Origin of the sequence: Candidatus Kaistella beijingensis (assembly GCF_020084865.1) — a bacterium.
Classification (GTDB): domain Bacteria; phylum Bacteroidota; class Bacteroidia; order Flavobacteriales; family Weeksellaceae; genus Kaistella; species Kaistella beijingensis.
Map to the genome: position 1 here is coordinate 1,745,704 of NZ_CP071953.1, position 22,750 is coordinate 1,768,453.

The following is a 22,750-nucleotide window of genomic DNA, read 5'->3' on the forward strand; positions in this document are numbered from 1 at the left end:
ATTATGTTTAAAAAATTCAATTGGGGACATGGTGTCGCACTTGCTCTCGGTTTGTTCATCGCGTTTATACTATTTATGATTTTGGTTTTTCCGAATGGCCAGAAGAATTCAGAATTGGTTTCCCAAAGTTATTATGAGGATGAACTTACTTACCAAAAAGTAATCGATGCCAAAAACAATGCTGATCAACTTGCTGAAAAACCTCAATACCAACAAATTCCCGAAGGAATGAAAATTCAGTTTCCCGTTAATTTAGTTGCAGATAATAAAAAGGTGAATTTTGAACTTTTTAGAACAGATGATGCAAATCTTGATGTGAAAAAAGAACTGCAGTTGGATAACCAAAATTCTATTTTAATTCCTGAAAAAGTGATCAAGAAGGGTTCTTACACTTTAAAGGTAAAATGGTCTCAAAATAAAAAACCGTATCAAGTTGATTACGACGTATTATGGAATTAGCACTCATCATTTCTGCGATTGGTTTAGGTTTCGCATCCGGTTTTCACTGTATCGGAATGTGCGGACCGATTGCGCTTTCGATGGGTTTAACCAAAAAACAGGCAACGAATTATTATTTTCAAAATCTTACTTACCAATTCGGTAGAATTTTTACCTATTCGCTTCTGGGCACACTGTTAGGAATTGTGGGACAAGGTTTTGAAATGGCGGGATTTCAGCAATATTTAACGATTGCGGTTGGAATTTTACTCATTCTAATGGCGATTTTTTCTTTTGGCGGAAATGATTTCGCATCAAAAATTCCATTTCTTTCTAAATTGTTGTTGCAGGTAAAAATGAATTTGGGAAAACTTTTGCAAAAAGCAGATTACCGTTCCCGATTTACCACAGGAATTCTCAACGGATTTTTACCTTGCGGAATGGTTTACATGGCTTTAACCGCAAGTTTGGCTGCAGGAGGAATTTGGCAGGGAGCAAGTTTCATGGCACTTTTCGGATTGGGAACTTTGCCGTTTATGTTTGCCGTTGTTCTTTTAGGGAATTTAATGACTACCGCTTTCAGAATTAAAATCCTAAAATTCGTCCCTGTCTTAATGATTGTTTTGGGCGGACTTTTCATACTTCGTGGATTAGAAATCGGGATTCCTTATATTTCACCGAAGAAAGAAGCCTTGAAAATAATCCACAATAATTCTACAGAACATCAGGAAGGAAATCACGCGACTTGTCATTAAGACAGAATTTTACATCCTTCTAAATATTCGAAAACACTTTTCATTAAATCCAAAATTAACTTTGGTATCGCTTTTGAATCTAAATAGCACATTTAATAAATTCAAAAATGATTAAAAAACTTGGACTTTGGATTTCGGTTTTTGCGCTGGCAATTTTGCAATCGTGTAATGTAAGTACAGAAACCACCTATTACAAAGATTCGGCAACCAGCATGGAGTCACATATTCTGATAGATCAAAGCATGCTTGGAATGATGAATATGATGGGAAATAATACCGATGTTTTGAAAAAATCAACAGATTTAGGAAATCTGACTACGGATTGGAAAAGTCTTTTCGACTTGCAGAAAAACGGTACAATTACCTTAAATCAAGATTCGGCAAAAGTGCTGAAAAAAATGTTTTTGAAGCTAAACAAAAATAAAGACGAAATTTACGGACTTTCCTTAAAATACGACAAACTTCTTCCTGGGGAAATCGCAAGTCTTCTTTCTCAAAGCAAGCAATTAAAAAGCCTTCCTCTTCAGGACATGGCGACTTGGAATGGAAATACTTTGACGATTGATACCGACAAATTCAACTCTGCAGATTTTATTAGCGAAATATCGAAAAACACAACGGATAAAGAAGCCGACACAAAACCTAAAACAAAAAGTGATTCCATTGCAGCCTACGGAAAACAGATGGCACAAAGTATGGCGGGTTTAATGAAAATGGTCAACATGAATTTCAGCAACACTTTGAAATTTCAAAAACCCATTAAATCGATTGTTGGAAAACACGATTTTGTGAAACAAATTGACAATAAAACCATCCAGATCAACGTACGAAGCAAAGATTTGATGGACAACGGAAAAACGCTTGTGAATAAAGACAAGAAGATTATTATCACAACAGAATAAACAAAAAAACCACCAAAATTTGGTGGTTTTTTATGATTGTTGATTGTGTTAATTAATCAATTCAAATCTCGCATATTCCGCAATTTTTGCAGGAATTTTGATTCCGTCTTCTGTTTGGTTGTTTTCTAAAAGTGCTGCCATAATTCTTGGTAAAGCCATTGCAGAACCATTCAATGTGTGAACCAACTGAGTTTTTCCTTCACCTTTAAATCTGCATTTCAAACGGTTTGCCTGGAAAGTTTCAAAATTAGAGACGGAGGAAACTTCCAACCATTTTTCCTGAGCCGCACTCCAAACTTCGAAATCGTAAGTCATCGCAGAAGTAAATCCCATATCACCGCCGCAAAGCCTTAAAATTCTGAAAGGAAGCTCCAAATCAATCAAAATAGATTTCACATGTTCTACCATTTCTTCTAAAGCGGCATAAGAATTTTCAGGATGTTCAATCCTTACAATTTCCACTTTTTCAAATTGGTGAAGGCGGTTCAAGCCGCGAACATGCGCTCCGTAACTTCCCGCTTCTCTTCTGTAACATTGTGAAAATGCGGTATTTTTTATCGGTAAATCTTTTTCATCCAACAAAACATCGCGGTAAATATTGGTTACCGGAACTTCTGCAGTTGGAATCAAGTACAAGTTATCTTCATTAATAAAATACATTTGGCCCTCTTTATCAGGAAGTTGTCCGGTTCCGTAACCTGAAGCTTCGTTCACCACATGCGGCGGATTGACTTCCAAATAACCTGCATCCACATTTTTATCTAAAAAATATTGAACCAGCGCTCTTTGCAAACGCGCTCCTTTTCCTAAATACACAGGAAAACCGGCACCTGCGATTTTCACGCCGAGTTCGAAATCAATCAAATTATATTTTTTCGCCAACTCCCAATGTGGAATCGCGCCTTCTCCCAAACCTTGAACATCATGCGATTGATACACGATTTCGTTGTCATCCGCAGAAGTTCCTGCAACCACTTTTTCAAATGGAATGTTTGGAATTTGATAAAGAATTTCTAAAAGTTTCGCCTCCGAATCTCTTAATTTTTGTTGAAGAACTTGGGAATTTTCTTTGTATTCAGCAGTTTTAGATTTTGCATTCTCGGCTTCCTCTTTTTTTCCTTCCTTCATTAAAATACCAATTTCTTTGGAAATTTTATTCATTTCCGCCAAATTTTGGTCAAGGTCGAACTGGTATTTTTTTCTTTCGTCGTCCATTGAAATGGCTTCATCGACCAAATTTATTTGCTTGAAATTCCTTTTATTTAAACCTTCTAAAACGCGTTCTTTGTTTTCGCGCAAAAAATTAACCTGCAACATAATGATAAATGATGATTAATAATTGATAAATGATAATGCAACACGCATATATCACTAATTACTTATTTCTTAAAAAAAACTTGAGTTTGAAAACAGGCTTTTAGTAACTCGAAAGCCGTATCTCGCATCCCGTAACTTGAACTGCAAATTTAGTGATTATTTGGAGATTTTTACGATGTTTGGCTGTCCTTCGACTTTAGTAAATTTCAAAACATCGTTATACCAAACTTTTGAAACCTGAAATAAATTGGGAGTTGACGTGTAATTAATAATCATCGTGTCATTAACGATTCTATTGGTATCGTTCACTTTTTTAGTCATAATCAAGGCGATTTTCGACTGATAGGTTTTTGAAGATGCCGAAGAATCGATGCCAATTCTTTTCGCACCTGCAATATATTCGATGTAATTGATGGTGTCGGTGGTTTTCTTCATGGTGAAATTTACGGGAGCTGCGTCGGTAATTCCATAGACATCGTTCATCCTAATATTTGTATAAGAACCTTTAATCTTCACATTCAACATATCTTGATTTGCGGAATCGATGTAGAGATTGATAATTTGGTCAATCTGCTGCACATCGCTTTCGTCACTTCTGCAAGAAAGAAATGCGAAAAAAGCCACCATCAAGACAAAAAACAGATTTTTCATTGAAGCAAAGATAATTTATTTTAAGTTTTTGAGGTAATAAAGGAACGAAATCATCAGCAGCAAACCGTTTAAAAGCAGTGTAAAACTCAAACTAATTCCCATTCCATCAATGCCAAATTTTGGAACGAAGAGAAACGAAAATCCAAATATCAAAAGTAACGTTAAAGCTGAAATTAAGGTGTTAATTTTCATTTTTCCTACAGCTGAAAGTAAGTTTCCATAAAGATTTCTAAAGAGCATATTTAAACAAAAACCACCCAATAAAATGCTGAAAAGAAGAGAATTATCAGAATATTTAGCACTGAAAAACAAATGCAGAATTTCGCTTTTAAAAATAACCCCAATCAAAAAAATTAAAGCGGAAATCGGAATAAAAATCTTGTAGTAATTCTTAATATAATTCCACAAAAAATTTCGGTCTTGATAATTTTTGGCCAACATCGGGAAATCACTCTGCATGAAAGTTAAGGCTAAAAAAGTGATGTTTGCGGGGATTAAAATGGCGACTTTATAATTGGCAACAGCGGTTTCATTCATCAAAAAACTCAGCAATAAAACGTCGGCTGAAAAAAGTGCGTCCGAAAGCAAAGCCGTTCCAGAAGAATGAAGTCCGTAATTCCAAATTTCTTTTTTGTTAAAACTAAAGTTTTCGGTGATGGGTTTTAAATTTTCCTTTTTAAACCAAAGTAGAGAAATAAATGGCGTGAAAGCAATGGCAATTAAGTAACCTTTCAAACCAAAAAAATAAGATAGAATAAGTAAAAGTAAAACTCCACAAATATTGACCACATTGTTAACGCTCGCAAATTCACGGTTATTTCCAAAAATTCGCAGTTCTGATTGAATGTAATTGAAAAAATAAAAACCAATTAGACGAATGGCAAAGAAGATGAATAGGTATAAAATATATTCATACCTGGAAACATAGAAAATGCTGACCAACAAAAATAGGACGCTCAAAAAAATCTGATAACCCAATCCTTTCAACATTAAAAAATTGGCTAAACTTCTTTTTTCAGAAACATCGTCCTTCAGCGAACCAAACCGCAGCAAACTTTGATGACTACCGAAACCGCTGAAAGGTATGAAAATCGCAAAAACCGACGCCACAATACTCATCGTTCCGAAATCACTTTCCGGTAAAATTCTGATGATGAAAAGCGAACCAAGAAAAGCACAAATTTTCGCAATCAGTAACGAAAGGAAAACGTGTTGCCCTTTGTTTTGAAAGAAGTTGCGTAGAAATTCGCTTAAACTTTTCACTTTAAAAAAAGAGTTTGAATATGGCTAAAATATTGACCGATTGCGATTTAGAATAAAAATTTTCAGATTGAAAAAGTTCTTTCACGTCACTTTCAAGTTCTTTATAATCCTCAATTCGGTGAATGTTATCTTCAAAATAATTTTTATAATAATTCTGAATTTCAGTATCATTGTCAAAATAATATTGATAAGGATACATGCTGGAATTTTGCGGAGTTTTCAGAATTTTCTCGTTCAACAATTTGAAACTGCGCTTTACAATTTTATCGCCGAAACTGGTTTTCCAATTCGCATCGGGTTTAAGTAGGGTTCTTTCCCATCGGTATTTCGTGGCTTCTTTGCAATGTTTTTGGATCCATTCCAAATAGAAACGGTGGTTGTATTTCCATTCTTCTGGAAGTGAAATGGCGAGTTGCAAAAAATCTTTAGACATAAACGAAGAAGTTTGATATCTTTTCTGCTGAAAAACATGAGCGCCCAAAACTGTTCTGTTGTAGGCAACATTTCTCAAAAGAAAAAGTTCTTCCGTTTCGTACTTTTTTAGAATTTCATCCAGTGAAGACTGAACTTTCGGAAAAAATTTCTGGTTTTCAGCAATCTTAAAATAAGAAGGTTTTTTTCGATAAGGAACCGTGTTGAATCCGCCCAAAACACCGTCACCAATTTGTCCGCTGTGAAATAGTGCAAAATTTTCATACTGCATTTGTTCTACTGCGTGACTCACATGAATTCCGCCTGTGTAAAAAACCATTCCTTCGGAAAGTTCGGTGAGTTCATCAATTTTTTTCAGAAATTTTCCGCCGTCGAGAGGAATAAACTCGTAATGAACATCAAAATCTTCTGCGATTTTTTCAGAAATCGTATGATCAAAATAACCTGATTGGGAGAAACACAAAGCGTTTTCGGGTTTTACATTTTCTTGAATTGCATACATCATCGCAACACGACTGTCTAAACCCCCACTCAAAAGAGCAAGATGATTTTTCCCAAGTTCTGTATCTTTCTGATATTCAAGCAAAATGGAATCTCGGAAAACCTCGTGAATTTTGTCTATTGCAGCATCTTTGGTTCTAGAAAATGTTGAAATTTTTGACAGGTCAAAATATTGTTTTTCACTGATGGTCCATTTATTACAATCAATTTCGAGATAATGACCATCGAAAATTTTTGCAATTCCTTCAACGGGCGTTTTATTTTCAGGTAAATTGCTGAAACATAAAAACTGATAAATCGACTCCAAATTCGGTTTCGTCTTGATGCCTGAGTTTTTTAAAGTTTCATTAAAACGAACTAGACTAGAATCGATAAAGATTTCATCATTAAATTTCCCGTAAAAAACTCTTTGTGTGGAAGTTGCGTTGGTAAAAACAAATAATTTCTGTTGAACTTTATCAAAAATAAATCCTCTGAATTCACCTTCAAATTCCTTGATGATATTTTCTTTTTTGAGGAAATACAGTTCACCAATCAAGGTTTCAAAATCCTTTAAGGCAAATTCGTTGAGCAGCTTTTTCCTATTAAGCAAAACGCCCTCAAATAGAAAATCAAAAGATGCTGTTTTAAGATAAAGGTTATCGTAATCTTCTGAAATAAAAGATTTTACATCGACATTCTGTTCCGAAATTTTTATGGAAAACCCTTTCTTCATTTTTAATAAAACCAAAAACTTTTGAAGATGTAAATTACGGAAATTTAGTTTAGAATTTCTCTGTAAATCTTGTCGAACTTTTCTCCAATTGTTTTAATGGAGAAGTGGTCTTCAACATATTGGTGAAGTTTTTCAGGATGGTCAAATTCTGTTTGTTTTAATAGAATCTTCTTCATCGCTTCATACAATTCATCTTCGTTCGTTGAGATGAGAACGCCATTTCTATCGTTAATAATTTCTGGAATTCCGCCCACTTTTGTAGCAATTGCGGGAGTTCCCGTAGATAAAGATTCGAGCAGCACACACGGAAAATTTTCATAATCACTAAAAAGTATAAAGCAATCGCTGTTTTTCATTTTCTCCGAAACTTCCTTTGAAGTAATCATGGGAAAAGTTTTGATGAAACTTTCCGCTTTATTTTCCTGAATTTGCTCGTTTAAAGTTTCCACATCGCCATCACCGCCAATTTGCAGTTCAAAATCAGGGAATTCTTTGAATAATTTTATTGCCGCTGATATTATTTTTTGAGGATTTTTAAGTTTGATTAAATTTGAGATATGCAGAAAAACAAACTTTTCGCTTTGTTCATTTTTTAAAGAAAACAAATTGGTATCAACAACATTTTCAATGACTTGCATAGTATTTTTTAAGCCTAGTTTCTTTAAATCATTTTCAAGATACTGACTTACAGGCAAAATATAGGATGCATTTTCCGCAATTTTTTTGGCAATGAACCATTCTGATTTCGAGAGTTTGTGTCGGTTTATATCCAAAAATCCCGACCAATGTTCCGTGACGACAAAAGGAATTTTAAATTTTCTATTCAAATAAACCGCAAAAAGCATGGAGTTTTGAAGAACGTTCGCGTGAACCAAATCGGGTTTTTGAAGTTTTGCAAATCCTTTTTTGTAGGCTTGAAATCTTCGAGTAAAATTAAGTAGCGGGTTTTTTGTGTTTTTATAGTAAACAATCAGAGTTCTGATTCCATTAATTTTTTGGTCATCAAAATGAAAAATCCCTTTCTGCTTTGAATCTCCGATGGCGTGGAGAATTTCCAAATCGTGAATTTTTGCAACTGCTTCCGCGTGTCGCTGCACAAAATTTCCGTTGGTCGGTTCAATTTTGCTGGGAAACCACGATGAAATAAAGAGAATTTTGTAACGCATCCGAAGTTTTGAAAAACAAAAATAAGGTTTTAAATCCCATCAACAAAAAACCCTTTCGCAGCTAAAATTTTGAAAGGGTTTGGTTTATTTTTTTAAAACTTTTTAATCCACATAAATTCCCGCCCAACTTCTCTTTAATGGGAGCAGGAAATCGCTTAAAAAAGCAACGTAAGTATTTTTAGAAAAGTCGAAAACTTCAATGTCTTTTGAGATTTCTCCTTCTTTCAAACCTTTTCTAAAATCCTGTAATTTCATGGTTTTAAGTTCGCCGTTTTCAACGAAACTTGCCTTCATTCTGTCAAATAATCCCAACTGAAATTCTTGGTCGATTTCTTTCATCACTCCACCCAAAGCATCGATGGAACAACCGGATGCGGCTTCTTTTTCCTCATCTACACAAATGACAATGAACTGATTTTTTTCGATTTTGAAAGATGATTCCAACGGTTTTCCGTGTGCAGCCCAAGTTGCGAGAAAATCGTATAATTTTTCGGTGATGACTCTGCTTTCTTTGGGCGTAAAAGGTCGCGATGCAGGGTAAATAATCACTCTGTAATCGCTGGTTTCTACTATGGTTGATTCTTCAATTTTCATAAAATTGCTGGGTGTTTGATGATGGATGTTGGGTGTCATTAAGCATCGGACATCCTACTTCCACCTTAAATTATAAATCTTCCGCTTCCGCCAAAAGTTCTGCAATATCTTTAACGGAAACTTCCTCGTTTTTATTGAAATGCTTCACGCCATCGGTCATCATCGTCATACAAAACGGACAACCTGTTGCGATGATGTTTGGCTTTTCTTCCAAAGCTTCTTCGGTTCTTTCAACGTTGATGTCTACATTTCCTTTTTCAGGTTCTTTGAACATTTGTGCTCCACCTGCTCCACAACACAATCCGTTTGATTTGCAGCGTTTCATCTCCACCAATTCGGAATCCAATTTTTCCAGTAAAACTCTTGGTGCTTCATATTCTCCGTTCCCTCTTCCTAAATAACATGGATCGTGGAAGGTGATTTTTTTCCCACTAAAACTGCCCCCCTCAATTTTCAAGCGACCTTCTTCCATTAATTTTCTTAGGAATTGGGTGTGATGCATTACTTCATAATTTCCGCCTAAACCAGGGTATTCGTTTTTCAAAATATTGAAACAGTGCGGACAAGCGGTGACAATTTTTTTTACGCCATAACCGTTCATGATTTCAATATTGGTTAAAGCCATCATTTGGAAAATAAATTCGTTTCCGGCGCGTTTTGCAGGATCGCCGTTGCAGCTTTCTTCTTGTCCTAAAACCGCAAATTCAACGCCCACTTTGTGCAAAATTTTACATAAAGCTTTGGTTATTTTTTTTGCTCTGTCATCAAAACTTCCGGCGCAACCCACGAAAAATAAAACTTCCGGTGCTTTTCCTTCGGCAGCATATTCTGCCATTGTTTTTATAGTGAAATCCATGTTTTCTATAAGTAATTAGTCATGAGCAATCCGCAATTTTCAAATTGGCTCATTTTCAAATTTTCAAATTAATTATCAGTTGCCCATTTCATACGATCTTGCTGATTGTATTGCCATGGTGCGGCATTGTTCTCGATATTGTTCATCATCAATTGCCATTCGTGCGGCATTGAAGATTCTTCCATAACCATAAAACGGCGCATTTCTACAATAATTGAAAGTGGATCAATCAACACAGGACAAGCTTCAACACAAGCATTACATGTTGTGCACGCTAAAACTTCTTCACGGGAAATATGATCGTCCAACAGTTTTTTACCGTCGTCCACAAATTTTCCGTTTTTGTTGATGTTTCTTCCGACTTCCTCAATTCGATCACGTGTATCCATCATGATTTTTCTTGGCGAAAGTTTCTTCCCAGTAAGATTTGCAGGACAAACGGCGGTACATCTACCACATTCTGTGCAGGAATAGGCATTTAAAAGCTGAACCTGATTCAAATCAAAAATATCGCTTGCTCCAAATTTTTCGGGTGCTGCATTCGGATCTGCTGCAGGTTGTGCTGCATAAGGATCAGCGTTTGGATCCATCATTAATTTGATTTCTTTGGTTACAGAATCCAAATTATTGAATTTTCCTTTGGGTTGAAGATTCGCAAACCAGGTATTAGGAAACGCCAGAATAATATGCAAATGTTTCGAATAATAAAGATAATTCATGAAGAACAGAATGCCGATGAAATGAAACCACCACGCTGCTCTTTCTGTAAACATAAGGAATCCGTCATTAAAAGAAAACCATTCAAAAATTGGAGCGAAAATCATCTTGCTGATTGGGAAAGAACCGATTTCATGAAAAACGCCTCGCTGCTGAAGAATGTAATCAGACGCGTTCATTTTGAAGAACGCCATCATTAAAGCAAACTCGATAATCAAAATAATATTGGCGTCTTTTATTCCCCATCCTTTCAGGTCTTTTGCGTTGGAACTTACCCTTTTTATATGCAAAATATTTCTTCGTATAAAAAATAACACTACAGCAATGACAACTAAAATTGCCAATATTTCTAAGGTTGCTGTGAAAATTCCATAGAAAGTTGCTCCAAAAATCGAGGACAGAAATCGGTGTGTCCCGAAAATTCCGTCGATCACGATTTCAATCAACTCAATATTGATGATGACAAAGCCTACATAGACCAAGACGTGGAGAAATCCCGCAATCGGTCTTTTTCCCATTTTTCCTTGTCCCAGTGCCACGTTTGCCATGGTTTTCCAACGTTCTGCAGGATGGTCGGTTCTGTCGATTTTTTTGCCGAGTTTGATGTTGCGGTAAATTTCCCTTAAACTTTTAAAGAAAAGTCCGAATCCCACAACAAGGGCAATGAAAAAAATAATATTGTCAATATATTGCATATTGAAAGGTTTTTAGATTTTAGTTGGAACTGTTTTTTCCGAAAACGGAGAAGTTTAAATATCGTTTCGGATTCTCTTTTAAATCAAGAATGAGTTTGTTCAAATTCTGCGAGGATTCGTTGAGATTTCGGTAAAGTTCTTCATCTTTGGTGATTTTACCAAGCGAACCTTCGCCATTTTGTATGCCCGAAATAACACTGTTTAATTTATCCGCCGTCAAACTCAATTTATCAATCGTATTGTTGAGTTTTTTTACATCCACTTCTTCCGCAACTTTTCCGTATTTATCAATCGCGGTTTTTGCACTGATTGTCGCAAGATTGGCATTATCCAACATTTTTTGAACACGTGGATCATTATTTGCCATTAAGGAATTTGCGCTTCTTGACGTTCCTTCAAGGGAAGTAACTGTTCTGTTTAAATTGAATAATAAAGATCGAATTGCGGCCTGATTTTCAGCATCGGTGATCGATTTTGCATTAATCATTAAAGAATCTACTCTTTTTAAAACCACTTGCAATTGATCTTTTACAGGCCCAACTTGTGACGAAATATTATTCATCATTGAAAGTTGAAAAGCTCCTGCCAAAGTATCGCCATCTTTTGCCATCGGCTGTCCGTAAGCTAGATTAATGCGCATTTCTTTTCCAGACATCAATCCGGGTTCAAAAATTTCTAAAGTTGATTTTTTTGAAAACTCGTAGTTGTCATCAATCATTACTTTAACCACGAAATGTATTTTACCGTCTTTTTCGGTGATTGGTATGATTTTATCAACCTGACCAACTTTCAAACCGTTGATGGAAACGGGATTTGATGCAGCCAATCCTTCCACATTATCAAATTTTGCAAAGAAAATATTGTCTGTAGTAAAAAGACTTTTCCCCTTCATAAACTGAAAGAGAAAGACAAATCCAATGATGGCTAAAAGTGCAATGAGACCTGCTTTTATTTCTTTTGTGAATTTCACTTTTTTGTAATTTTTAATGAACAAATATAATACATTTTAAATAAAGTCAATCAGCAATTACTTCGGTAAAGACGCAAAAAAAAGCGACTTTCACAAGTCGCTTTTATGATGATTTCTAATTCTTAATTTTGTTGTGATGCCTGATTGTAAACTTCAATTCTGTAGTCTTCAATTTTCGCATTATCTTGAAGTGATTTCAAGAAATTCTGCCCGAATTGCTGTGAATTTTGTCCTTGAAGTGCCTGAATCACCTGTTTGATGTCTCCCGGTTGTTTGTTCACCGTTTCAGATTTTTTCACCAAAACATAAACTCCGGTCATTCCTTCCACAGGATTGGAAAGTTTTCCTTTAGCCACACCGAATGCAGCTCCTGCAACTCTCGGTTCCATGGCCCCTGCAACTTGCGGACTCAACAAATTAACTTGTGCAGATTGTTTTGTAGAAGCAAATAATTTAGCGATTTGATCTAAACTTGTCGCTTTTGCAGCTGTGATTTTATCAGAAATCTGTTTTGCCAAAATCTTATTTTTGATGATGGGCTCAATTTGTTCTCTTACTGCTTCTGGATCTGCGGTTCCTGCGTCTTGGATTCCGTTTAAGTATGCAACGATTCTGTCGCCGGTTCCGTCAACAGTGAAAATATCGGTATCACCTTTATTTCTCTTTTTGTTGAAAGCCCATGCAATAACTTCTTCGTCTTTATCAGTTCCCAATCCTGGAAGTTGTCCTTGGAAACGGCCAATTTCTTTAGGGTTGCTGAAGTTGTAGTTGTTCTTTTTAGCCAGATTCGCAAAATCGTTGAAAGATTTGCCTTGAACTTGCTGAATGAATTTTGTAGCTTTCGTGTAAACTTCGTTTTCTGTTTTGTCAGAAGGTTTAATGGCTTTCACCAAGTTTGCCACTTTGTAGCCCATTGAACCGGATTTTTTATCTTCAATATTAATGATGTGATATCCGAACTGGGTTTCAACCACTCCTGTTGCACCTTTTGGATTGTTTGCAAGGAAACTCAAAAACTCTGGAACAAAAGGTGTCGAAGGCGTCGTCCAACCCACACTTCCGCCTTGAGCAGCCGAACCTGGATCAGATGAGAATTTTAAATTCTCTGCAAATTTAGAAGGATCTGCTTTTACTACTGCACCGATTGAATCTGCCAATTTTTTCGCTTCTTCTTTCGATCTCTTTACATCTCCTCCTGCTTGATTTCCTTTGTACGAAACAAGAATATGTCTTGAAAGCGTAGAATCAGATGGTTTTTTATCTAATAATTTAGAAACTACATAGAAATTCTGCTCTTTGTAAGGTCCGAAAGTTGTACCGATACTTGCAGAAGCCACTTTATCTTTAATCGAAGCAGGCAATTGATTTGCTGAAAAATACTGTGGGTTAAACGGCATGTCAGAATTCAATGCTATGAACATGGAGTCGTTTGTCGTGTTTTGGAAATTTTCTTTACCGCCACTCATTTCGCTTCCTTCAGAAAATAATTTGTTAATTTCTTTTTGAGTTGCTGCCTCGTCTGCTGCACTTGGAGCCGCAGGGAAATATACCAAACCAACGTTTCTGCTCGCTTCTCTCTTGAACAAGATCGGATGTTTTTTAATATAATCCGCCAAATCTTGAGTAGTCACTTTTACAGGGTTTTTCTGTGCATAAGCTGCATAATCTACTTTTACAAAGTCGATGTCTGCAAGTTGGTCTCTTTGTTTCATCATTTCCTCCGCTTCCTTTTTACCAACGGTAATTCCAGCTGAAAGATTGGCAAAAAGTTGTCTCGCCATCATTCTGTACTCGATCGCTTTTCTAGTTTTAAGCCAATTGTTGTACATTTCAACGTTGGTTCCTTTTGCTTCTTCAACCTGTTTTTTGATTTCCTGAAGTTTGAAATTTCCTTTCTCGTCAAAGTTTTGCTGATTTTGAGCAAACATTGGGTCGAATTGCAATTGGTTCCAAAACATTTCGTCGGTCAACTTCAATCCCATTTTTTCAAACTGCTGCTTGATTAATTTAGATTGAACTACCATGTTCCAAGCTTGTTGCTCTAAACCTTTTGCAGGTTGACCTTGTTGTTGCGCTTGTTGTTGAAGCATAAACAACTGGTCGTCAAAATCTTCTTTGGTAATTTCTTCGCCATTTACTTTTCCGAAAACGCCTGGTTTTGCTCCAAATAATTTTTCCAAACTGTCTGGATTTACCACGAAAGCCAACATTGCAATCGCAATAATCCCCATCAAAAGCCAAGGTCTGTTTCTAATCTCTCCTAAAACTGCCATCTTTTTTGTATAATTTTATCAGTCTGCGAAAATACACATTTTTAAGAGATTAGAAAAAATTTTAAATATTTATTTGAAAGCAAAACTTGCAATATGGTAATTTTGTCTAAAATTTTGCGTGGCACAGTGATTGTGAAATTAAAGCCACCTTTTTTATTTAAAGCATTTTTAATGAAAACAATTAAAATGCGGTTTAACCATTTAATTAAAATGACAATTTGTCATCACAGATATTATGACAGAATTTGAAGACATCAGTTTTGATGAAATGATGAGCGACGGTTTCAGTATCGTGGCAGAAGAAATAAACTTGAATGATTTCAACGAAACCGAAGAAAACAAAGAACAAAAAATCTTCCCGATTCTTCCGGTAAGAAATATGGTGATGTTCCCGAAAGTGGTGATTCCAATTACCGCTGGAAGAGAAATGTCCATCAAACTTTTGGAGGAAGCGCAGAGAAACAATGAATTTATTGGGATTTTAAGCCAAAACAATTCCACCATTGACCAACCTACTTTTAAAGATTTATACCAAATCGGGACATTGGCGAAAATTGTTAAAATCATCAAACTTCCCGATGGAAACACCACTGCGATTACAAGAGGTTTTCAACGGTTTAAAATCAAAAATTTCACCACGGCAAAACCTTATTTTAAAGCCGAAATCACCAAATTGAAAGAAGTTTCAACCAAAAAAACGGAAGAATACAATGCGCTTTTAGAAAACATCAAAGATTTAGCCTTAAAGATTATCGAACTCGACCCCAATATTCCGAACGCAGCAAATTTTGCCATTAAGAATATGAGCGACCACGAGGATTTGTTGAATTTCATCTGCACCAACGCCAATTTTCCTTACGCTTCAAAACAGAAACTTTTGGAAGAAAAAAGTTTGATGACTCGAGCGGAAAAGTGCTACGAATTAATGCACGACGATTTCCGAAAATTGGAGTTGCGCAACCAAATCCATTTAAAAACCAACAAAGAACTCGATAAAAATCAGCGCGAATATTTCCTGAATCAGCAAATGAGAACCATTCAGGAAGAATTAGGTGGTGGTCCGGAATCCGATGTGGACGAACTTTTACAAAAAGCCAAAAAAGTGAAATGGAGTGACGAAGTTGAAAATCATTTCAAAAAAGAAATCAACCGACTTCAGCGCCAAAATCCAAATTCGCCGGATTATAATGTTCAAAGAAATTACCTCGATTTCTTCACCGATTTACCTTGGGAAACCTATTCTAAAGATATTTTCGACATCAATAAAGCGGAAAGAGTTTTGGATAAAGCACATTTCGGACTAGAAGACATCAAGAAAAGAATTTTGGAACACATGGCGGTTTTGAAGCTGAAAAACAATATGAAATCGCCGATTCTCTGTTTGGTTGGTCCTCCCGGAGTTGGGAAAACCTCTTTAGGAAAATCGGTCGCCGATTCTTTAGGAAGAAAATATGTGCGGGTTTCTTTGGGCGGACTTCACGACGAATCCGAAATTCGCGGACACCGGAAAACCTACATCGGTGCAATGGCGGGAAGAATTCTGCAATCCATCAAAAAAACGGGAACTTCAAATCCTGTAATTGTTTTGGATGAAATCGATAAAATCGGACAAGGAATTCATGGCGACCCAAGTTCTGCCTTATTGGAAGTTCTTGATCCTGAACAAAATAACTCTTTCTACGACAACTTTCTTGAATTAGGCTATGATTTGTCGAAAGTGATGTTTATTGCAACTGCGAATTCGCTTTCAACCATTCAAAGACCACTTTTGGACAGAATGGAAATCATTGAAATTGCAGGTTATACTCTAGAGGAAAAAGTGGAAATTGCAAAAAGACATTTAATCAAAAAACAGCAGGAAGAAAACGGTTTGGATGCAAAATCTTTCAAACTCGGAAATGCTGAGCTGAAACATATTATCGACGCGCATACTTCAGAAAGCGGAGTTCGTGGATTGGAAAAACAAATCGCCGCCGTTGCACGATGGGTCGCTCTGCAAACCGCAATGGGAAAAGAATATGATTCTAAAATTTCCATTGATAAAATTGATGAAATTTTAGGTGTTCCACGTCCGAAAAGTTTGTCGGAAATTACGGGAGTTCCCGGAGTTGTCACCGGTTTGGCTTGGACGCAAGTTGGTGGAGATATTCTGTTCATCGAAAGTATTTTAAGCGAAGGAAAAGGAAACCTCACCATGACCGGAAATTTGGGAACCGTCATGAAAGAATCTGCAACAATTGCTTTAGAATATATCAAAGCAAAACATCAGGAATTGGGAATTTCTTCGGAAGATATTCAGAAGAAAAACATCCACGTTCACGTTCCCGAAGGAGCAACTCCAAAAGACGGCCCTTCTGCGGGAATCGCAATGCTGACTTCGATTGTTTCAAGTTTTAAAAACAAAAAGGTTAAGTCTCATTTGGCGATGACCGGCGAAATTACCCTTCGAGGAAAAGTACTTCCTGTAGGTGGAATTAAAGAAAAATTACTCGCCGCAGCAAGAGCCGGAATTAAGGAAATCATCCTTTGCGACGCCAACCGAAAAGATGTGGAAGAAATTAAAAAAGATTACCTGAAAGGCCTGAAAATCAATTATGTGAAACGAATGAGCGAGGTGATTGATTTGGCGATAGAAAAATAGTATTCTTTAAAATATGTTTAAAATGCACAGTTTTCTGTGCATTTTTTATATCAAAATCGGGAGCTAAAATTCAGGTTGGTCTTTAACCGTCTTTCGCTGTGATCAATTTTTGGGTGTTAGTTTTTTTAATTCGATTTACAAAACGATAAAAACCAATGAATTGTATTGCAAATTGTGTTTTACAAAAAAAAGACAATCCATTTACAAACTTTACAATAATTTCGTGCGGAAATTTGGTTGAATAAACCCATAAAAAATCTCCGTTATGAAAAATCTAGTTTCAAAAACAATTCTTGGTTCCGCAATTCTCATTTCTATATTTTCTTGCAATAAGCAAGAAACTGTTGGAAATTCAACGATCGAAAAAAATGTTTCCGAAGATTACACCGCTTCAGTTTCTGACAGCATTTCTTCTGTCGCAACCATGAAAGTAAAAGATAAAGAATTCATCAAAACCGCCGATGTAAACATGGAAGTAAAAGATGTTTATGACGCCACCATCTCTATTGAAAAATCCCTGAAAGATTTGGGTGGATTTGTGACCTCAAGCAGATTAAATTCGCAGACGATATCCGAAGAAACCTTCAATACTTCGAATGAAAATGCGATTTTAGTAAGAAAATTCCAAACTGAAAACACGATGCAAGTTAGAGTTCCATCAGAAAAATTAGGAGAATTTTTGAACCTCATCAATAACAAAAAAGTATTTCTGAACTCAAGAGTTATTCTTGCCGAAGACGTAACTTCCAATATCAAACTTGCAAAGCTGGAAGAAAAACGAAACGCCAAAACAGCTGAAAATATCGACAAGCTGAAGACAAACAAAGATAAAGTGAGCATGATTGACGATAATTTGAGTGAAGGAAACCTTCAAAAAATCTCCACTTACGAAATGAGCGATCATTTGAAATATTCCACGGTTGACATTTTCCTCAAAGAACCCAAACTGCGAATTGCCGAAATCGCGGTGACAAATACAGGAAACATCGACAACAAATACAAATTCAATTTTTTCTACGACGTGAGAAATGCTTTTGTTGAAGGGTTTTATTTAATTCAAAGATTAATTGTGGGGTTGGTTTCAATTTGGCCGATTTTAGTGATTGCAAGTCTGATTTTCTACTTCTTGAGAAAAAGAAAAAAACCGCTGAATTTTGAGAAAGAGCATGTTGATGAGTAATAAATGTTTCCGTTGATAATCAACCTACAATTAGTTCAGCTTCCGAAAATTTCGGAAGCTTTTTTCATGCAAAACCCACCACAATACGCTCTACTTGATCTTTTTTATAACCGCAGCTTTTTCTAATGAAGCATTCACCAAATCAATAAATTCCATGTATTCAGCAATTTCATTTGTGTTGAAATAAACTTTATTGACGAGTAATGACCACGTGAAAAAATCTTCTTCTCCTACCCTTTCTATATTCTGAATATACTGTAAATTTCCATTAAAAGAGGTGATTTTTCTGTTGAAGTTTTCGCTTTGGAGCTGATATGTTGCCGGGAGTTTAGTTTTTAGCTCAACCGTAATGAGGAACGGAAAGTTCAACGCAATGGGGAAGTTCCGATTTTTACTCACCTCCAATTCACGCATTGTTTTTGTAAGAGGACTTTCAACCAGATAATAAGTACTTGTATTTTCAAAATTCACGAATTGCTTCTGCATGTTCCAGTCCTTCTCGGTATAATTTTGAGGAGTTTCGTTCTTTGCGCCAGAAAAAACATAAAAGTTTTCCCTCTTAACGTCCTCCGATACAAAATAACCTTTGGCACGATCCTCAATTGTTAATTCGTTATTTTTTTCATTAATTTTTAATTTTTGCACAGAAACAAATTCAGAAATTTTAGGTGTCACGGATAAAAAATTTTCGCCTGCGCCGTTTAATCCCAAAACTATATTGTTGAAATAATTGAGATTGGGGAATATTAAATTTTCAGGGTCAGAAGTTGCCGCATCGACCATGATTTTTTCTCCACCGTCGGATTCTACAATATTTACGAACGTCTGCATTTTGGAATAAGTTGGGAAATTTAATATGATCTGCCCATTACTTCGTAAACTGTTCACCGCCATTTCAGAATAAATACCCTTTTTCTTTAAAACTTCATTGAGAAGGATATTGAAATCTGCAGCGTTTCCTTTTTTAGTTCTTAAGAATTCGCTTTGCAAATTTTTGGTAGTTACCGCCCAGTAACGATTCCAAGTGAAATTTTTTCGCAGGTAAATAATAGTATTTTTGAGCGTTTCAAATTTTGTGGTTCCCGTTTTAATATCATTAGCAATATCTTGATAATTTGCACCTTTTAGGCTTTTAGCGATCTCTTCCGCAATTAATTTTTTAAAACCATCCCAAGTATTTTCCGCATAAAAAGTTCCGTGGAAGTTACGTTCTGCTGTGAATTGGAATGAGAGCTTTTCTCTGTAATCTTCCTTATTATAAACATTTTTGAATATTTTGTCACTGGGAATATTTGAAAGTTCCCACTCACGATTATTCTTTTTTCCGCTGTATTTTTTAGTCAGTTCTGCGCCATTAAGAATAACTTTGTACTCAAAATCAGTGGCCAAAGTAAGATTCAATTTTGATGATAGAGTGGGAATATTATTTTGAAACCTCCAAGGTGTAGCAAACAAATCATGCGGACGCATAATCAGAACTTTGTACTCAATGACTGAACCCACCTTAACATTTGGAAACGCAACTGCAATTTCTGTTAAACCATTGTTTTGGGAGACGATGATGTCTTTTTTTTCCACGGGAGTAATCACTGTTTTTCCGTCCACTACATTGATGGTTTGCGCTTCCTTCAGCACTACCTTATCAAATTTTTTTTCCGGTCGGAAACTCCATTTCCTTTGCGCATAATCCAGTCCGGAAGTGGTAAGAATTTTTGTTCTTCCATATTCCATTAGTTCGTATCCTGTGTTGGTAATTTTTAGGTCGCCAAATTCGGCAAGTTTTACAGCATCTGAACCTGGTTCATAAGAAACCTCCGTTAAACTAATCTCTTCCTGAGACAACTTCCCAAGTTTAAATTGCTGTGAATGCGCCCAAGTAGAAAAAAGAAAAACGGCGAATAGTGGGAAAAACTTCATCTCAGTAAATAATTTAGACTCAAATTTAATAAATAAAAACAGTGCTGAATAAAAATATTCATCGGGTAGCTACAATTTTTACTCGTTCATTTTTTGTAATTTTGCACATCGTAATTTTTATCTTTTTAAAGATAGTAATTTAATCATTGAAGCAATAAACAGTAACCATATGTTACCAAAAATAAATCCTACACAAACTAAAGCTTGGCAAGAACTCAACGCACATTTCGCACAAAACGACTTCGATCTTCGCTCTCTTTTTCAATATAATCCAGAAAGATTCAACCAGTTTTCAGTAAAAAGAGATAACTATCTTTTCGATTTTTCCAAGAATTTAATTGATGAAAGAACTTTCGAGCTTCTTCAAAATTTAGCTGTTGAATGTGAACTAAAAACAGCGATTGAGAAAATGTTTTCGGGTGACAAAATCAACGAAACGGAAGAAAGAGCCGTTCTGCACACCGCATTGCGAGATTTTTCGGACAAACCCATTTTAGTTGACGGTGTAAATATTAAGCCACAAATTCGGAAAGTTTTAAACCAAATGAAATCTTTTTCCGAGAAAGTCATTTCTGGAGAACATAAAGGTTTCACAGGAAGAGAAATCACCGATGTGGTAAATATCGGAATCGGCGGTTCAGATTTGGGACCGGCGATGGTGGTTTCTGCTCTGAAACATTTTAAGACGAGATTAAATGTACATTTCGTATCTAATGTAGATGGAAACCACATCGCAGAAACTTTAAAAAACCTGAATCCCGAAACGACTTTGTTTATTATTGCCTCAAAAACGTTCACTACACAAGAAACAATGACGAATGCCGAATCTGCAAAATCATGGTTTTTAAAGAGCGGAAAACCGGAAGATGTTGCAAAACATTTTGTGGCTTTATCTACTAATATTCAGTCAGTTAAAGAGTTCGGTATTGCGGAAGAAAATATTTTTGAATTTTGGGATTGGGTAGGTGGAAGGTATTCACTTTGGAGTGCAATCGGTTTAAGTATTTCACTTGCGGTGGGTTACGATAATTTTGAAAGTTTATTGAAAGGAGCAAATGAAACCGATGTTCATTTCCAGACTGCCGATTTCAAGGAAAACGTTCCTGTTTTGATGGCACTTTTGGGAATTTGGTACCGCAATTTCTTTGATGCGGGAACTTACGCGATTTTGCCTTACTCACAATATTTAGAGAGATTTCCGGCATATCTTCAACAAGCGGATATGGAAAGTAACGGTAAATGTGTCGACAGAAACGGCGAGTTTGTGGAATATGAAACCGGACCTATTATTTGGGGAGAACCGGGAACAAACGGTCAACACGCGTTTTATCAATTGCTTCACCAAGGAACGGAACTCATTCCATCGGATTTTATCGCTTATGTGAAATCTCCGAACCAAGTTTCTGACCATCAGGAAAAATTGTTGGCGAATTTTTTCGCTCAAACAGAAGCTTTAGCTTTTGGAAAAACAGAAGTGGAAGCAAGAGAAGAATTGGTAAAATCAGGCAAATCTGAAGAGGAGGTAAAAGAGTTGGTGAACTTTAAGGTCTTCCACGGAAATACGCCGACTAATTCACTTTTAATCAATGAATTAACTCCGTTTTCATTAGGTCAATTAATTGCACTTTATGAGCATAAAATTTTTGTTCAAGGAGTAATTTGGAATGTTTTCAGCTTTGACCAGTTTGGTGTTGAGCTCGGAAAAATTTTAGCAGGAAAAATTCTTTCGGAACTTCAAACCGATGGAAAAGTAACTTCACATGACTCTTCCACCAACGGATTAATGAATTATTTTAAGGAGAAAAAGTAAATATGAAAATAAATCTAAAAAAGTAAACATGGCACAAATTCTCGACGGACTGAAAGTTTCCAAGGAAATCAAAGAAGAAATCAAAAACGATGTTCAGAAAATTCTGGCATCAGGAAAAAGAGCACCGCATTTGGTGGCGATTTTAGTTGGAAATAATGGGGCGAGTGAAACTTATGTCCGCAGCAAAATTAGTGATTGTGCAGAAGTTGGTTTCAAGTCTTCATTGGTGAGATTTTCTGCAACAGCTTCTGAGGCGGAACTTATAGAAAAAATTCAGGAGCTGAATGTTGATCCTGAAGTTGACGGATTTATCGTACAGCTTCCACTTCCAAAGCAAATGGACCAGGAAAAAGTGATTATGGCAATTAATTCCCACAAAGATGTTGATGGTTTTCACCCTGAAAATTTCGGAAGAATGGCTTTGGAAATGAGCACTTTTCTTCCTGCAACTCCGTTTGGAATTCTAACACTTTTGGAAAGATACAATATTGAGACAAAAGGTAAAAACTGCGTCATCATCGGAAGAAGCAAAATTGTGGGACGACCGATGAGTATTTTGATGGGCAGAAAAGATTTCCCGGGAAATGCAACAGTAACCGTTACACATTCGTACACTCCACATATTGAGGAGTTTACAAAAAATGCCGACATCGTCATTACAGCTTTGGGGGATCCATTATTTTTAAAAGCAGACATGATTAAAGAAGGAGCGGTAATTGTGGACGTTGGAATAACGAGAGTTGAAGACGATTCCAAAAAAGGTTATCATTTGGAGGGCGATGTGGATTTCGAAAGCTGCGCCCAAAAAGCAAGTTGGATTACTCCGGTTCCGGGAGGAGTTGGACCAATGACAAGAGCGATGTTGCTGAAAAACACGATTTTGGCATACAAACATTCTATATATAAAGATTAAATTGAGGCACGTTATTCGGATTTCTAGTTTTTTACCTCGAATCC

18 protein-coding genes are annotated in these 22,750 nt (G+C 36.2%); 7 read left to right on the forward strand and 11 right to left on the reverse strand.

Annotated features, from left to right (window positions below):
- Positions 1–3 precede the first annotated feature (3 nt).
- The 3 genes from J4771_RS08135 to J4771_RS08145 all read left to right on the forward strand — a co-directional run bounded on the left by J4771_RS08135 (position 4) and on the right by J4771_RS08145 (position 2,095).
- The gene (locus J4771_RS08135) at positions 4–459 is read left to right on the forward strand and encodes a FixH family protein (protein WP_224134472.1); all 456 of its coding nucleotides are present in this window, start codon (positions 4–6) and stop codon (positions 457–459) included.
- Entirely contained in the window at positions 450–1,193 is a 744-nt protein-coding gene (locus tag J4771_RS08140; RefSeq protein WP_224134473.1) for a sulfite exporter TauE/SafE family protein, read from the forward strand. The genes J4771_RS08135 and J4771_RS08140 overlap by 10 nt, the downstream gene beginning before the upstream one ends.
- A 107-nt stretch (positions 1,194–1,300) precedes the next feature.
- A complete protein-coding gene (locus J4771_RS08145; RefSeq protein WP_224134474.1) occupies positions 1,301–2,095 on the forward strand; it encodes a hypothetical protein in 795 nt (264 codons plus the stop codon).
- Between the two features lie 48 nt (positions 2,096–2,143).
- On the opposite strand, the gene serS is transcribed toward J4771_RS08145, so the two are convergent.
- The 10 genes from serS to J4771_RS08195 all read right to left on the reverse strand — a co-directional run bounded on the left by serS (position 2,144) and on the right by J4771_RS08195 (position 14,245).
- On the reverse strand, positions 2,144–3,412 hold the full coding sequence (serS, locus tag J4771_RS08150; protein ID WP_224134475.1) for a serine--tRNA ligase: 1,269 nt from the start codon (positions 3,410–3,412) through the stop codon (positions 2,144–2,146).
- A 156-nt stretch (positions 3,413–3,568) separates the two neighbouring features.
- Positions 3,569–4,063: a hypothetical protein gene (locus tag J4771_RS08155; RefSeq protein WP_224134476.1), complete on the reverse strand. Its 495-nt coding sequence runs from the start codon at positions 4,061–4,063 to the stop codon at positions 3,569–3,571.
- Between the two features lie 15 nt (positions 4,064–4,078).
- Positions 4,079–5,326: an oligosaccharide flippase family protein gene (locus tag J4771_RS08160; RefSeq protein ID WP_224134477.1), complete on the reverse strand. Its 1,248-nt coding sequence runs from the start codon at positions 5,324–5,326 to the stop codon at positions 4,079–4,081.
- Position 5,327: 1 nt separating this feature from the next.
- Positions 5,328–6,974 carry an asparagine synthase-related protein gene (locus J4771_RS08165; RefSeq protein WP_224134478.1) on the reverse strand — a complete coding sequence of 549 codons (1,647 nt, stop codon included), beginning with the start codon at positions 6,972–6,974 and terminating at the stop codon, positions 5,328–5,330.
- A 44-nt stretch (positions 6,975–7,018) separates the two neighbouring features.
- A complete protein-coding gene (locus J4771_RS08170) occupies positions 7,019–8,140 on the reverse strand; it encodes a glycosyltransferase (RefSeq protein ID WP_224134479.1) in 1,122 nt (373 codons plus the stop codon).
- A gap of 102 nt (positions 8,141–8,242) precedes the next feature.
- The gene (locus J4771_RS08175) at positions 8,243–8,734 is read right to left on the reverse strand and encodes a hypothetical protein (RefSeq protein WP_224134480.1); all 492 of its coding nucleotides are present in this window, start codon (positions 8,732–8,734) and stop codon (positions 8,243–8,245) included.
- Between the two features lie 70 nt (positions 8,735–8,804).
- The gene (locus J4771_RS08180; protein WP_224134481.1) at positions 8,805–9,590 is read right to left on the reverse strand and encodes a (Fe-S)-binding protein; all 786 of its coding nucleotides are present in this window, start codon (positions 9,588–9,590) and stop codon (positions 8,805–8,807) included.
- Positions 9,591–9,658: 68 nt separating this feature from the next.
- Positions 9,659–11,002 (reverse strand): 4Fe-4S dicluster domain-containing protein, encoded by a 1,344-nt coding sequence (locus J4771_RS08185; RefSeq protein ID WP_224134482.1) that lies wholly within the window; start codon positions 11,000–11,002, stop codon positions 9,659–9,661.
- A gap of 19 nt (positions 11,003–11,021) precedes the next feature.
- Positions 11,022–11,972, reverse strand: coding sequence for an MlaD family protein (locus tag J4771_RS08190; protein WP_224134483.1), 951 nt, complete (start codon positions 11,970–11,972; stop codon positions 11,022–11,024).
- A gap of 122 nt (positions 11,973–12,094) precedes the next feature.
- Positions 12,095–14,245 (reverse strand): peptidylprolyl isomerase, encoded by a 2,151-nt coding sequence (locus tag J4771_RS08195; RefSeq protein WP_224134484.1) that lies wholly within the window; start codon positions 14,243–14,245, stop codon positions 12,095–12,097.
- Positions 14,246–14,480: 235 nt separating this feature from the next.
- On the opposite strand from J4771_RS08195, the gene lon reads away from it, so the two are divergent.
- The gene (gene lon / locus J4771_RS08200; RefSeq protein ID WP_224134485.1) at positions 14,481–16,886 is read left to right on the forward strand and encodes an endopeptidase La; all 2,406 of its coding nucleotides are present in this window, start codon (positions 14,481–14,483) and stop codon (positions 16,884–16,886) included.
- Positions 16,887–17,151: 265 nt separating this feature from the next.
- Positions 17,152–18,066 (forward strand): DUF4349 domain-containing protein, encoded by a 915-nt coding sequence (locus J4771_RS08205; protein WP_224134486.1) that lies wholly within the window; start codon positions 17,152–17,154, stop codon positions 18,064–18,066.
- Positions 18,067–18,156: 90 nt separating this feature from the next.
- Here the strand turns inward: J4771_RS08205 and J4771_RS08210 are convergent, their stop codons facing one another.
- Positions 18,157–19,983, reverse strand: a complete 1,827-nt coding sequence (locus tag J4771_RS08210; protein ID WP_224134487.1) for a DUF3857 domain-containing protein — start codon at positions 19,981–19,983, stop codon at positions 18,157–18,159.
- Positions 19,984–20,152: 169 nt separating this feature from the next.
- Between J4771_RS08210 and pgi the strand changes: the two genes are divergently transcribed.
- Positions 20,153–21,793 carry a glucose-6-phosphate isomerase gene (gene pgi / locus J4771_RS08215; RefSeq protein ID WP_224134488.1) on the forward strand — a complete coding sequence of 547 codons (1,641 nt, stop codon included), beginning with the start codon at positions 20,153–20,155 and terminating at the stop codon, positions 21,791–21,793.
- 28 nt (positions 21,794–21,821) lie between these two features.
- Complete coding sequence (locus J4771_RS08220; RefSeq protein WP_224134489.1) at positions 21,822–22,706, forward strand: bifunctional 5,10-methylenetetrahydrofolate dehydrogenase/5,10-methenyltetrahydrofolate cyclohydrolase; 885 nt, start codon at positions 21,822–21,824, stop codon at positions 22,704–22,706.
- Positions 22,707–22,750 lie beyond the last annotated feature (44 nt).

What these genes read in the sequence shown, in the direction of transcription:
- J4771_RS08135 (WP_224134472.1), top strand. Translation starts at nt 4, where the DNA reads ATGTTTAAAAAATTCAATTGGGGACATGGTGTCGCACTTGCTCTCGGT.
- J4771_RS08140 (WP_224134473.1), top strand. Translation starts at nt 450, where the DNA reads ATGGAATTAGCACTCATCATTTCTGCGATTGGTTTAGGTTTCGCATCC.
- J4771_RS08145 (WP_224134474.1), top strand. Translation starts at nt 1,301, where the DNA reads ATGATTAAAAAACTTGGACTTTGGATTTCGGTTTTTGCGCTGGCAATT.
- serS (WP_224134475.1), bottom strand. Translation starts at nt 3,412, where the DNA reads ATGTTGCAGGTTAATTTTTTGCGCGAAAACAAAGAACGCGTTTTAGAA.
- J4771_RS08155 (WP_224134476.1), bottom strand. Translation starts at nt 4,063, where the DNA reads ATGAAAAATCTGTTTTTTGTCTTGATGGTGGCTTTTTTCGCATTTCTT.
- J4771_RS08165 (WP_224134478.1), bottom strand. Translation starts at nt 6,974, where the DNA reads ATGAAGAAAGGGTTTTCCATAAAAATTTCGGAACAGAATGTCGATGTA.
- J4771_RS08170 (WP_224134479.1), bottom strand. Translation starts at nt 8,140, where the DNA reads ATGCGTTACAAAATTCTCTTTATTTCATCGTGGTTTCCCAGCAAAATT.
- J4771_RS08175 (WP_224134480.1), bottom strand. Translation starts at nt 8,734, where the DNA reads ATGAAAATTGAAGAATCAACCATAGTAGAAACCAGCGATTACAGAGTG.
- J4771_RS08180 (WP_224134481.1), bottom strand. Translation starts at nt 9,590, where the DNA reads ATGGATTTCACTATAAAAACAATGGCAGAATATGCTGCCGAAGGAAAA.
- J4771_RS08185 (WP_224134482.1), bottom strand. Translation starts at nt 11,002, where the DNA reads ATGCAATATATTGACAATATTATTTTTTTCATTGCCCTTGTTGTGGGA.
- J4771_RS08195 (WP_224134484.1), bottom strand. Translation starts at nt 14,245, where the DNA reads ATGGCAGTTTTAGGAGAGATTAGAAACAGACCTTGGCTTTTGATGGGG.
- lon (WP_224134485.1), top strand. Translation starts at nt 14,481, where the DNA reads ATGACAGAATTTGAAGACATCAGTTTTGATGAAATGATGAGCGACGGT.
- J4771_RS08205 (WP_224134486.1), top strand. Translation starts at nt 17,152, where the DNA reads ATGAAAAATCTAGTTTCAAAAACAATTCTTGGTTCCGCAATTCTCATT.
- J4771_RS08210 (WP_224134487.1), bottom strand. Translation starts at nt 19,983, where the DNA reads ATGAAGTTTTTCCCACTATTCGCCGTTTTTCTTTTTTCTACTTGGGCG.
- pgi (WP_224134488.1), top strand. Translation starts at nt 20,153, where the DNA reads ATGTTACCAAAAATAAATCCTACACAAACTAAAGCTTGGCAAGAACTC.
- J4771_RS08220 (WP_224134489.1), top strand. Translation starts at nt 21,822, where the DNA reads ATGGCACAAATTCTCGACGGACTGAAAGTTTCCAAGGAAATCAAAGAA.